The organism is Myxococcales bacterium (genome assembly GCA_016706225.1).
Classification (GTDB): Bacteria; Myxococcota_A; Polyangia; order Polyangiales; family Polyangiaceae; genus JADJKB01.
This window is the reverse complement of sequence record JADJKB010000008.1, coordinates 667,091-679,762: the sequence shown is the minus strand read 5'-3', so window position 1 is coordinate 679,762 and position 12,672 is coordinate 667,091. Positions and strand designations below refer to the sequence as shown.

General features: G+C 68.9%; 7 protein-coding genes. 2 read left to right on the top strand and 5 right to left on the bottom strand.

The window, feature by feature from the left end; translation table 11 throughout:
- Positions 1 to 240 precede the first annotated feature (240 nt).
- Positions 241 to 2,265 (bottom strand): alpha/beta fold hydrolase, encoded by a 2,025-nt coding sequence (locus tag IPI67_16970; GenBank protein ID MBK7581887.1) that lies wholly within the window; start codon positions 2,263 to 2,265, stop codon positions 241 to 243.
- Positions 2,266 to 2,310: 45 nt separating this feature from the next.
- Complete coding sequence (locus IPI67_16965; protein MBK7581886.1) at positions 2,311 to 3,117, bottom strand: hypothetical protein; 807 nt, start codon at positions 3,115 to 3,117, stop codon at positions 2,311 to 2,313.
- Between the two features lie 205 nt (positions 3,118 to 3,322).
- Between IPI67_16965 and IPI67_16960 the strand changes: the two genes are divergently transcribed.
- Entirely contained in the window at positions 3,323 to 3,847 is a 525-nt protein-coding gene (locus IPI67_16960) for a hypothetical protein (protein MBK7581885.1), read from the top strand.
- Between the two features lie 69 nt (positions 3,848 to 3,916).
- On the opposite strand, the gene IPI67_16955 is transcribed toward IPI67_16960, so the two are convergent.
- Entirely contained in the window at positions 3,917 to 8,635 is a 4,719-nt protein-coding gene (locus IPI67_16955) for a tetratricopeptide repeat protein (GenBank protein ID MBK7581884.1), read from the bottom strand.
- An 809-nt stretch (positions 8,636 to 9,444) separates the two neighbouring features.
- Here IPI67_16955 and hutU point away from each other — a divergent pair.
- Entirely contained in the window at positions 9,445 to 11,109 is a 1,665-nt protein-coding gene (gene hutU / locus IPI67_16950; GenBank protein ID MBK7581883.1) for a urocanate hydratase, read from the top strand.
- A 40-nt stretch (positions 11,110 to 11,149) separates the two neighbouring features.
- Here hutU and IPI67_16945 read toward each other — a convergent pair whose 3' ends face one another.
- Positions 11,150 to 12,304: a sensor domain-containing diguanylate cyclase gene (locus tag IPI67_16945; protein MBK7581882.1), complete on the bottom strand. Its 1,155-nt coding sequence runs from the start codon at positions 12,302 to 12,304 to the stop codon at positions 11,150 to 11,152.
- Positions 12,301 to 12,564, bottom strand: coding sequence for a hypothetical protein (locus IPI67_16940; GenBank protein ID MBK7581881.1), 264 nt, complete (start codon positions 12,562 to 12,564; stop codon positions 12,301 to 12,303). Before IPI67_16940 ends, IPI67_16945 begins: the two co-directional genes overlap by 4 nt.
- Positions 12,565 to 12,672: the final 108 nt, after the last annotated feature.

Sequence of the window (12,672 nt, the reverse complement as noted above, 5' to 3'; positions counted from 1 at the left end):
CGATCGCTTACACGAATGGATTGTGTTCGGCGCCAAGGGTGCGGTGGATGACCGAGACGCGGGTGCCTCGTCCGGGCAATACTTGCCATGACAAGCTCTTTGCGGAGACGAGGAACCACCAACGCGCGGGGGGAGAGCGCCAGGAGAGCGCAAGAAGAGCGCAAGAAGAGCGCAAGCGAGCGCGGAGCTTCGCCGCCGGCCCCCCGGCGGGCGTGGGCTTAGTACCCACCCCTTCCCGCGTCAGTTGCCGGTCGCCCCCAGATACTTCTCGAGGAACATCAGCGACAAGAGCGAGAACGTGTCGCGGTTTTCCTTCTTCGCAAAGCCGTGGCCCTCGTTCTTGGCCAGCATGTACCACACGTCCTTGCCGCCCTTGCGGACTCCCCTCACGATCTGTTCGGCCTCGGCCGCTGGCACTCGCGGATCGTTGGCGCCGTGGGCCACGAACAGCGCGCTCCGGATCCGGGCGACGTTCGTGGTCGGTGAAATGCGCGTGAGCGTCGCGCGCATTTTTGCGTCCCGCTCGTCGCCGTACTCCGCACGCCGCAGATCACGCCGATAGGCGCTGGTGTTCTCCAGGAAGGTCACGAAGTTGCTGATGCCGACCACGTCGACGCCCGCCACGATGCGCTCGGGAAAGTGCGTCAGCGACGCGAGCACCATGTAGCCGCCATACGAGCCACCAAGCACCGCGACCCGCTTGGGATCGAGCGCCGGCTCCTTCGCGACGAAGTCGAGCAGCGCGCCAATGTCCTTCACGCTGTCTTCGCGTTTCTCGGCGTTGTCGAGCAAGAGATAACTCTTGCCGTAACCGTCGGAGCCGCGCACGTTGGGGATCAGTACGCTGATCTGGCTCTCGGTCACCAGGTACTGCACCAGCGCCGAGAACACCGGCCTCGCCTGGGACTCCGGGCCGCCGTGGATCCAGATCACGACCGGGCGCGGGCCCGTCGCCTTCGCGGCGTAGTAAAACGCTGGGATCTGCCGCCCGTCGAAGCTCGGAAAATGCACCAGCTTGGGCTCGCTGAAGCGGGCGCGGGGCAGGCCGCCGATCTCACTCTCGGTCCAGCGCTCGAGCTTCTTCCGCCCCACATCGTAGGTGAATGCGTCGCCCGGCTCCGCCGAGCTCGCGAGCGTGAAACCCACGACCCCCGCCTTGGCTGCGAACCGGAGGCCCGAGATGACTCCCTTGGGCAGACCGCCGACGACGCGATCCTTCCGCGTGCGGGTGTCGAGCAACCGCAGGACGGAGACCCCATCTTCGTTCACCGTGAACGCGAGTGTGGCTCCGTCGCTGGAGAGCGCGAGCTCTTCGACGTTCCACTTGATGTGGCGTGTGAGGGATTTCCAGGCGGCGTTCGCCTTGTCGAGCTCGACCTCGAAGATCTCGCTGAACTCCCCCTCGCGATCACTCGTCACCCATGCGCGTTTGCCGTTCGGCGAGAGCACCGCTGCGCGGTCGGCGGCGCGGGTCGACTCCGGCCCAATCCGCCGAGCCACCCGCGACTCGACATCGAGCAGGAACAGCCGCGAGTCGTTGATGGAGATGTACTCGGCGAGCAGCAGCTGTTTACCGTCGCGAGACCACTCGAGGGGAACCCAGGTGCCGCTGCGCTCCAGGAGCAGTCGCCGTCCGTCGGCGCTCTTGCCGTCACTGAGCCAGATATCCATGTCCTTGCCGTTCCGCGCGTTGCTCGAGAACGCGAGGCGGTCGCCCTGAAACGCCCAGACGTAGGCCTCGTTGCGGCTCTTGCCGTCGGTGAGACGGATCGTCTCGCCCGTCTTCAGATCTTGCCGGTAGACCTGGAACGCCTCGTTGCCGCCGCTGTCGCTGCTGAACGTGATCACGTTCTTCGCGCCAGGAGCGAAGCTCGGGCTCCGCACCGGCTCTTCACCGAAGGTCAGCTGCGTGCGCGCGCCCATGGGCTCTCGTACCCAGTGGGTCTGCCCGGTGGAGCCGAAGCGCGTCGTGACGAGCAACGAGCGTCCGTCATCAGCGAGCGCCCCGAGCGCGGCGGAGCGGGTCTCGAGATATCGACCAAGACGCTCCCGGAGCGCCGCCGGGATCTCCGGCACGCCATCGAGCACCAAGGGACCCGCGCCGGACAGCGCGGGCGTCCCCTGTTTTGCCGCGCCGGGGACGGAGTCGACGCTCACCGGTGCGGGCGGCGTCGACGGCCTGCCTGGGGCAGCAGGCTCGATCAACGCCGGTGAGCCGCAGGCCGAGCACAGGCAAACCAGACACGAGAGGCTTCGGAGATCCATCGCGGCCGGTCGTAATCCGGGCTCGGGCGCGAAGGAAGTCTGCGCTCACTGAAACGAGAGCTCGACCAGGTTCGCCGCCGGCAGGGAGAGGTCCGCGCTGGCTGCCAAGCTTGGGCTGCCGAGCTGTCCGCCGCCGGGCAATTCACACCAACCGGGGCTCCCGGCGGGGCAGACACAGGAGCCCGAGCCGCAGGTTGCCTGAGCCGACGCGCTGGCGCTGAAGGCGTATTTGCCGGCCGGCGCCGGGAGCTGTTGCTCGCAGCTCGTCAGCAGATCGTTCGGGTCGGAGTAACAGCTGTCCGGCATCGATGCCGGCTCGAACACGACGCCCTGCCACTTCCGCTCGTAGGTGCCCCCCGGCTCGATGCGGATCAGCGGCGGCATCATGCAAGCGCCGCTGCAGTAGTTGCCGTGGGATTGCAGCCCTTCGCAGGTGTGGCCGCAGCCGCCGGGCCAGAGTTTCACTGGTTTGCCATCGGGCCCCTCGATGCCGAAAGGCTCCGTGGGACCGCAGTCGTTGGAGCCTCCCAGGAAGATGGGTTCGGTGCGTTGGTTGGTGAGGCGCACGGTCGTCGCCTGGCCCGTTTGATCGAGGTAGAGAGCACAGCTTGCGCCGGCCGCACCGCCCACTGCACCGCTGCCAGCAAGCCCACCGCTGCCGCCACCCGGGCTGCCGCCGGTGTTGCCCCCGCTGCCCCCGGTCGCGGTGCCGCCACTGCCACCGCCCACCCCGCCCGTCGAGGGCTGATCATCGTTGGTGGAACCACCACAGCCCGCGACCAGAACCAAAGTCAGCGCCGAAAGGACAGCGTTCGCTCGTGGAGTCATGCGCCCGATGTGTGCAGCGTCCATGCCAGCATCTTTCTGCGCAATTTCCCCGGGCTTCGGCCGGGCGTGTGCCACGCCGGGGCGCTGGCACACGCGCAGAAGCGCAGCATGTCAGGGCGCACGTGCCGCGCGCTGCCGAGCCCAGCAGCTGCTCGCTCCGGACCAGAGGGCCCGTCGGATTGCGCGGCGCGCCCCGCCAGCGGCGGGCGGAGCGAGTAGCATGCGGACGGTGAATCGCGAGAGCGCCCTCCGACGAGCCCCGTCCACACCGTCAGCCGTGAGCCGGCGCGCGTGGCTCGCGAGCCTCGCACTCGTGTTCGCTGCTCCGCTCCTCGCTTGCGCCGGAAAACAACCTGCGCCGCGCCGGCGCTTCGGCACGGCGTCCGTGCGCATCGTCGTGGAGAGCCGCATGAGCTCCAGTTTTCGTCTGATCGGCGCCAAGCTCAGCCTGGACGAACGGCCCATCTACGAGCGCAGGTCCGAGGACCTCGCGGGCGCGTCCGAGCTGCCCGTGTACGACGCCCAGCTGGAAGCGGGAGAGCACGACCTGCGCGTGGAGCTCGACTTTCGTGGAGCGGGATACGGAGTGTTTGCGTACCTGAAAGGCTATCGCTTCCGCGTGAAGGCACAGCGCCGCTTCGAGATCGACGGCGGCCAGCGCACAGTCGTGCGAGTCACAGCGCACGAACGCGGCGGCCCGACGACGCCGCTCGAAGAGCGCCCCGCGATCGCGGTGAGTGTGGCGGCCGAGTGACCCGACGCGAGTCGCTCGGGTCGGAACGGGTCTTCTCGCAACTCGCGCTACCGAGGACCGCGACCATCGTCACAGCACGCCGACACGACGCCGCAGTGCAAACGCCGCATCGCTGACCCAGAAGCGCAAGAGATCATGGGTGAGGCCGATGCCCTGGGCCAGCGCCGCTCCGCGCAGGCCGGCCAGGTCGCCCTCCACCCGCCGCACGAGCGCAATCGACGAGGGCAGCTCGTCCGCGAGCAGGACCGCGGTGCGCGCCACCGTCTTCCGGTGCTCGAACGCCCACGCCTCCCACTCCGGTCGCGGCGTTGCCATGAACGCCGGCGCCACCTCTTCCAACGTGCGCCGCGAACGCCGGGAGATCGCCTTCTGCACTCGCTTGGCTTGTTGTTGCAGGAAGTCCTCGTCCGAGAGCCCCGCTCCGAAGCTCGGGTCCAGCGCACGGCACGCCGCCACCAAGAGCAACCCGATCTCCGCCGGCGCCAGCCGACCGATGGCGTTTGCTCCCCGCGCCACCAGCGCCAGCGGGCGCGCCAACAGGAACACCTGCTCCGTCTCGCGCAGGTTCGCCACGTGCGCAGGCACCAAGATCCCAGGGGGATCCGTGAACTCGACCTCGAGCAGCCCCTGATGCGCGCGATGCAAATACAGATCGAACTCGAAGGTGCCGAAGACACTCGCCACCCGATCCGCCAGTTGTTTGAGCGGATGCCCCGAGCGCGTCGTGATGCGATCTTTGCTGGTCAGGCCGTAACGCTCCAGCTCCGGTGGATAGACCTTGCCGAGACCCTCGGTGATCGCCGCCAGCACCGCGAGCGCGGGATCCGCCCCGCGCCCATCGACGCCGCGGAACGCCGTCTCGTCGAACGCGCCGGGTCGCGAATGGGCAAAACGCGAGGGCCGCGATGAGACCGTAGCCCGCTCCAGATCGTTGGCGAAACCCAGGGCAACCAGCGGCGCCATGGCCAGCGTTGCCTCTTCCGTGCGCCCGAGCCCCTGAAAACATTCGAGGATGCTGCCCCAGGTCTCGACCTTGGTGACGTCGACCTCGAGCAGGCGTCGGAGCTCGATCAACGCCTGGGGGAAATGCCGCGCGAGCTTGAGGCGCTTCGACAGCTCGGTGCGCAGCTCCACACTCTCCGGATCCGCAGCCAACGCCCGCTGCAGGGTGTGCAGCGCCCGATCCGGCACCTCCATTTCGTCCGCCAGCACCTGCGCGATTTCCAGGAAGATGCCGGAGCGCTTGCGCACGTCGGCCAGCTGCTCGGCGTAACCACCGAGCGCGCCGATGTAGTAGTCCCAGCGCGGATCTTCTCCGAGTAGCTTCTGCTCCAGCAGCAGATCCTTGAACTCCGCCGCGACGGTGCCCTCGGTGCCCACCATGCTGACCGCCTGCTCGAAGGCGTTGGCAGCAGCGTCCAGGTTCTTGTTCTGCCGATGCAGCCGCGCCAGCAGCCCCAACGTCTCGGCGCGTTCCTTGGCGCTCGACGCCACCGCCACGAGCTCGGCGGCGGTGTTGGTCGCGTCGCTCATCTGCCCGCGACGCATCTGGATCTCGAGCACGCGGGCCAGCGCCGCGCGGTTCTTGGGCTCGAGGGCCAGCACCCGCTCCAGGCTGGTCAGCGCGCGTGCCTCGTCGCCGAGCTCTTCTTTCAAGATCCGCGACAGCATGAGGTGCGCGGCGACCTCCACCTCGACCGGCGGGGACGCGGCCAGCGCTTGCTTGAGTCGGTCCACGGCCTCGGCCCACTGCTTGTCGCGCGAATACAGATCACCGAGGCGCATCAGCGTGGGTACGTGCCGCGGCAGGTGCTCGAGGGTGCGCTGCAGGGCGGCGAGCGCCGCCGGAATGTCGCGCTTCTGATCCGCGAGCAGCTCCGAGACGTCGAGCCACAGCACCGCCATGCGCTCGCGGTCCTTGCACCACTGCGCGGCCTGACACAGCGCATCGAATAGGCGATCGAACTCCCGGCGCCCCAGCAAGATCCTGCGCAGCTCGGCGGCCGCCTCGGCGCTCTCGGGGTGTTTCTCGAGCGCGGCCTCCAGCGCCATGATGGCGCCGTCCACGTCGTTCTTGGTGGCGAGGGAGGCCGCCGCACGCACCAGCAGCCCCGAGCCCAAGGGTTTGTCGAGCAGCACTCGAAACGCGAGCTCCGCCGCCTCGCCCACCAGCCCCGGATCGTCGCTCTCCGCCGCAATCCGGCAGATCCCGAGCGCGGCGGCCAGGTTGTCGCGGTCGCGGGCCAAGGCCGCGCGGAAGGTCTCGAGCGCGCTCGGATCTCCCATCGCCTCCAGCGCCTCGGCGAGCCGTGTCTGGTGCACCGCTGCAAGCACGGGTGACGCCAGGGTCGCGCCCAGCTTGGCGTCCACGTGCGTCAAGAGCTGCATGTCGCCGGAGCTCAACGCCAGGCGCTCCAGCGCGGCGAGGGCCCCGGGATCCGACGGCGACAGCTGCAGCACCGCGATGTACGCCGCGCGCAGCTCCTCCGGTTTACCCACGCTGCGGGTCTCTTCCAGCCGAGCCAGCTCCTTCAGCGCGGCAACGCGCGCGCCGACGTCGGTCAAGATGCGGGCCTCGGTCGCGAACACCCGCGCCAGCGGCTCCCACGCGCCGATCTCGGTGTACAGCGGCTCGAGCGCCAAGAGCGCGCCGAGGTGCGCCGGATCGCGGGACAACACCGCCTCGAAGGACTCGATGGCCCGGCGGCTGTCGCCGATCTCGTCGCGGTACAGCTCACCCTGGCGGAACAACGCGACCATCGCCACGCTCGGGTCCTCGGCCGTCGAGACCTCGCGCGCGAGATCTTCGGCCAGCTTCTTGAACTCGCGGGACAGGGTCAAGAGGCGTGAGCGACCGTCTGCGGCTGGCCGAAACTCCGGCGCCGCGACCAGCGCCTGCTCGTACGCCGCAAGTGCCTTGTCGGGCTGCGCCAGTCGGTTCTCGTAGACCTCACCCAGATGGAACGCGCTGCGGGCGCGCTCCGCTGGCTCCTTGAGTCCGGACAGCTCGAGCTCGATCAACTTCACCAGCTCGCCCCACTGCCCTCGCTCCGAGAGCTTGCGTTCGAGCGCGTGCAGCGCGGGGCGGTGGAATGGGTCTGCGTCGATGGCGCGGCGGTAGAAGTTGACCGCGTCGTCGTCCCGCCCGATGCGCTCTTCGCTGAGCTCACCCATCTTGTAGAGCAGCGCGGCGCTCGGGTTACCCTTGGGCGCGACCTCCAGCTCGCGTTTGTAGGTGTCGAGCAGATCTTCCCAGCGACCGGCCGAATAATACAGGCGCCCCAGGCTGCTCAGCGCGGGCTGATAGGTCTTGTCGAGCTCCGCCACGCGCTTGAAACGCACGAGTGCACCGTCGACGTCGCCGAGCGAGTCCTCGAGCACCTCACCAGCGCGGTGATAGAGCACGACGGCCTGGCGTTTGTCCGAGACCTTCTCGGCCTCGAGCTCCAGCGCCCAGACCAGATCTTTGTAGCGCAAGGCGCGCTCGGCTGCGCGCTGCGCCGCGTGAATTCCGCCAACGTGATCCGGCGCCACCTCCAGCACACGCCGATAGGCGCTGAGCGCGTTGGCTGGAGAGCCCAGCGCGTCCTCGTGCACCCGCCCGATCTTGAACAGGTAGGTGATCTTCGTCTCGACGTCCTTCGCCTCGTCCACGGCCCGCTCGAATAGCTCGATCAGCTCGCGCCACTTGCCGGCCTCTTGATAGATGCGAGAGAGCGCCTTGAAGCTCGATGAGTAGCCCGGCAAGAGCCCGAGCGCCCGAGCGTGGTGGGCCGTGGCGTGCTCGATGTTGCCCAGTCGCTCCTCGAAGATCCCGGCGACGCGGGCGTGGGAGCTCGCCTTGCGCGCGGCGTCGGCGGTCGCGCCGGCCTCCGCCAGGTGCATGTTGATGAGCTCGGCCCATTGCTGGCGCCGGGTGTAGATCTTCCCCAGTGCCTGGAGCCCCGGCAGGTAGGTCGGATCGAGGGCGAGCGCCCTTGAGAACCAGGTGATGGCGCGGGCCTCATCGTTCAGGCGCTCCTCGGCGAGCTGGCCGATGCGATGCAAGATGCCGATTCGCTCGGCGTCCGAGCGGGCGCCCTCCACCAGGCGTTCGAGCACCGTGGCGAGCTGTTCCCAGCGTTTTCCCAGCTCGTACAGCCGCGAGAGCTCCTCGAGCACCATCGGCTCGTTCGGTACCTCGGAGGCCGCACGCTCGAAGGCCGACAGGCCCTCATCGACGTGGCCCAAGCGATCGGTGAGCACCCGGCCCATGCGATAGTACGCCATGGCCCGCACATTCGGGTCGGTCGCTTGTTCGGCCTCGCGCTGCAAGACGAAGGTCAGGTCGCGCCAGCGTTGATGGGTGTAGTGCAGACGCTTCAGCGCTTCCAGCGCGGCGGGCGCCCGCGGGTCGAAACCCAGCGCTTCGTTGTAGAGCTCGGTCGCGGTGCGGCTGTCTCCCTTGCGCGACTCGACCAGGCGCGCGCGCTCGACGATCAGCGCGGCGCGATGCCGGGTGTCGCTGGCGACGGCGTTGGCGGAGCGCTCCAGGATGTTGTCGAGCGCGTCCCACGACTTGCTCTGCGCGTCGGAGCGCTCGAGCGCCTTCAGGTACGTGATGTTCTGGCCATCGAGCTCGAGCGCGGCCGCGTAGGCCTCCCGGGCCTCGCGGCGCTGGGCCAGGTGATCCTCGAGAACGCGTCCCTTTTCGTAGAAACTCTGCGCCTTCAGCCCGGGCTCGGACAGAAACCGCGCCTCGGCGTCGAACAGCGGCAACGCGGCCTGGAAGTTCTTGTTGGCGCACAAGACGCGGCGCGCCCCGCGCAGAGTCGGCAGGTGATCGGGACAGGTTGCGTAGGCCTTCTGGTAATGATCCGCGGCGCTTCCGAGCTCTCTGATCGGCGCCTCGTACAGACGCGCGATCTCGTAGTGCAGCCTGCCGACGCGCAGCGGGTCGCTCCTTGGCCAGCTCCGTCTCGAGTTTCTTCACGGCGCGCTGAGCCCAGAGCGGCGTCTGACTCGGCGCGCCGGTTCCGAGACCCGAGTCCGTCTTCAAGTGCTGCGCCGGTGCGACAGCGGGCGGCGGTGGTGACTGCGGGAGCGGAGGAGGGATCGACTTGGGTTGCGCGCGGACCGCAGGCGAAGCGCCTGTGCGCTGCGCTTGCGGGCGCGGGGGACGGAGGCGGTGACGGAGCGCCCACGGGCGTCGGCGGTGGCGAGACGTGCACGCGTTCCTGCTGCGCGCTGGACGCACGCCGTTGAGGCGGCGGCGGCACGGCGGTCTTCGGGTTCGAACCCGGCGGCGCTGGCGGCGGGGGAGCCCCCTTGCGCTGCGGAGGCGGCGGAGGAATGGAGCGCGACGCCCCCGGCTTCGACGGTTTCTTCGGTCCCGATGCGTCGTCTTCTGCCATGCGCGGGACTGGACGTTATCACGCCCGCCGCGGGAAATTCTCGTTCGTCCGGCGGGCCGCGGCCCTTGGGCGCCGCGCGCGGGAACGGGCCTGATATGCTGCGCGCCGATGCAAGATCGGGTCATTGCCGAGCACGAACGCACGAAATACGCTTGCCGCTGCGACATCGAAGGCGAGCTGTTACGCCACGGCCGACCGCTGCACATGGCGGCGAAGCCGAGCTCTCCGCCGCGTGCCCCGCGCGGCATCAGCCGGACGGCCAAGAGCTGGGACGCCGAGGCCGCCAAGCGCATGTTGATCAACAACCTCGATCCCGCCAACGCCGTCGACTGGGAGCACCTGATCGTGTACGGCGGAAGCGGTCGCGCTGCGCGCAACTGGCACGAATACGAGAAGCTCACCCGGGCACTGGATCAGCTCGCGCCTGACGAGACCCTGTGTGTGCAGTCGGGTCGCGCGGTCTACGTCGCCAAGACCCACGAACACGCGCCGCGGGTCCTGATCGCCAACTCGAACCTGGTCCCTAAATGGGCGACCCAGGACAACTTCGATCGCCTCGACCGCATGGGCCTGACCATGTACGGGCAGATGACCGCCGGCTCGTGGATCTACATCGGCACGCAGGGCATCTTGCAGGGCACCTACCAGACGTTCCTGGCGGCGGCGGAGAAACACTACGGCGTGCCGTCGCTCAAGGGGAAGCTGGTGCTCACCGCCGGACTCGGTGGCATGAGCGGCGCTCAGCCCATGGCCGTGACCATGAACGAGGGCGTGGTCATCGACGTCGAGGCACGTGCGGAACGGGTGGAGCGCAAGGTGGCCGAGGGCTACTGCGACAAGTCGACTCACTCCCTCGACGAGGCGCTGGCGTGGGCAGACGAGGCAAAACGCGCGGGCCGTGCCCTCAGCATTGGCCTCGTCGGCAACGCCGCGGACGTCTTCCCGGAGCTCGTTCGGAGGAACGTGATCCCCGACATGGTGACCGATCAGACCCCGGCGCACGATCTCGGCGCGTACCTGCCGCGGGGCGACGTGCAGGAGCTCGACGGCCTGCGCGGCCGTGATCTGGCCGAGTATCACCGGCAAAGCCTGGCGGCGATCGCGGACCACGTGAGCGCCATCCTGGAGATGCAGCGCCGCGGGGCCATCGCCTTCGACTACGGCAACAACCTGCGAGCCCAAGCCGAGCTGGCCGGCGTGAACGTGCGGGACGAGGCCGGCGCCTGGAAGTATCCCGGCTTCGTCCCCGCCTACATCCGGCCGCTGTTCTCCCGGGGCATGGGTCCGTTTCGCTGGGCCGCGCTCAGCGGTGATCCGAAGGACATTCACGTCATCGACCAGGAGCTCGCGCGAGTCTTTCCCGAAGACGAGGGGCTCCGTCGCTGGCTGAAGCTCGCCAGTGAGCGGGTGCCGTTCCTCGCTCTGCCGACCCGCATCTGCTGGCTCGGTTACGGCGATCGCGCGAAGTTCGGGCTGGCGATGAACCGCTTGATCCACGACGGCAAGGTCAGCGCGCCGGTGGCCATCGGCCGCGACCACCTGGACTGCGGCTCCGTGGCGTCCCCCGATCGCGAGACCGAGGCGATGAAAGACGGCTCCGACGCCATCGCGGACTGGGCGCTGCTCAACTTCGCGCTCAACACGGCCGCCGGCGCGTCGTGGGTGAGCTTCCACCACGGCGGCGGCGTTGGCATCGGCAACTCTCTGCACGCCGGCATGGTCGTGGTCGCCGACGGCACCGACGAGCGTGCCGAGCGCCTCGATCGCGTGCTCACGGTGGATCCGGGCATCGGCGTCGCACGCCACGCCATCGCGGGCTATGCCGAGGCCAGCGAGACGGCCGCCGAGAAGAAGTTGAACATGCCGTGAGCCGGCTCTTGCCCGCGCGAATCAGACACGAACCGCGCGCTCAGCGGCCACGCTGCGCCACTTGAACCCGATTTTTTCCGCTGGTCTTGGCCACCAGGAGCGCCTGATCCGCGGCGTCGATCAGGCGCTCGGCATCGTCGCCGCGCGCGCGGGCTGCGACACCGATCGAACAGGTCACGACCAATCGCCGCTCGGGACCGACCGCAAACGGAGTGTCGGCGACGGCCAGGCGCAGCCGCTCTCCGATGGCAAACAGATCTCCCTCGGTGGCGCCCGGCAAGAGCACGGTGAACTCCTCGCCGCCATAACGGTAGGGGCGCTCCCCTGCCCTGAGCACCGAGCGCAGGCGTTTGCCCAGCTCGGCGAGCAGCGCGTCCCCCGCGAGATGGCCGTGGGTATCGTTGACGCGTTTGAAGTCGTCGAGATCGATCATGGCCAGTCCCATGGGCTCGTCGGCGTCACGTCCGAGGGCCGCGGCGAGGGCTTCCATCATCCGCCCGTGGTGCTCGAGCTCCGTCAGCGCGTCCATGCGTGCGCGCTCCGCCAGCTCCTCGTAGTGATGCGCGTGTTCGAGGGCGCGCCCCGCCTGATCGGCGATCAAGGACAGCACGCGTTCGACGGCGTCCCCCGGCGGGCGCCCGGTGAAGCAGTTGTCCGCGTAGAGCACGCCGCGAGCTCGCCCCACACCTCGGAGCGGCGCGGCGACGGCGGTCGGCAGGTGAAAGAGGCCGAGGAGATCGTCGCTTCCCTCCCGGTGCACCAGCGCCGCGCGACGGAGCGCGAGCGCCACCGGGGTGTCCCCCGAAATCAAGATCCTCTGCTCTCGCACCCGGGCGTCGAGCGCGCTGTGCTCCGCGCGCTGTTTGAGCCCGGCTTCGTACAACGTCAGCAGATCCGGAGCGTCGCCTTCGATCGACTTCCAGACCCGATCGGCCTCGTCCCGGCTGGCGGGCCCGACGGCGGCGACACCCCGCAGGGTGGTGCGGTCGGCGTCGTCGACGAAGAACAACATCGCGCGATTGAAGCCGAGCCCCACGCCGGCGGTGACACCGGTCAAGAGCGCATACGCCGTCGGCTCGAGCTCCAGGGACTGGCGCACGAGGTTGCTGACCCGATGCAGCAGATCCACCGCCTGCCTGAGCGCGGCGTTCTCCCGCTCCAGCTGCTCGATGCGCTCGTCGGCTGGCGCGCTCACTGTTTCTCGCATTCTGCCCGGCAGTCGGCGGCAATTTTCTCCGCCGACACCGCCTGCATCTGCCGGCTGTCGATGCAGCGCTGCACACAAGGGCTTGCCGCGGCCGGCTCTCCCGGCTGCGCGGCAGCCGGCTCTCCGGTTTGGCTCGCTGCCGAACGGGCGCCGGGGGTCCCGCGCGCGCTTCGTTCGGCCTGGGCGGAGCCGCTTTCACCCTTGCAGCCCGCGGCGCACACCAAAAAGACCAGCCAGGCGCGAGGCATCGCGGCCACTTTCTCGCGCCGCGGACGGGACAGCAAGCCCGATCCCGTTGTCGTAGCCTTCCGCGCCACGCCCTTGATCCACGACACGAGCTCCACCGAACCCCCGCC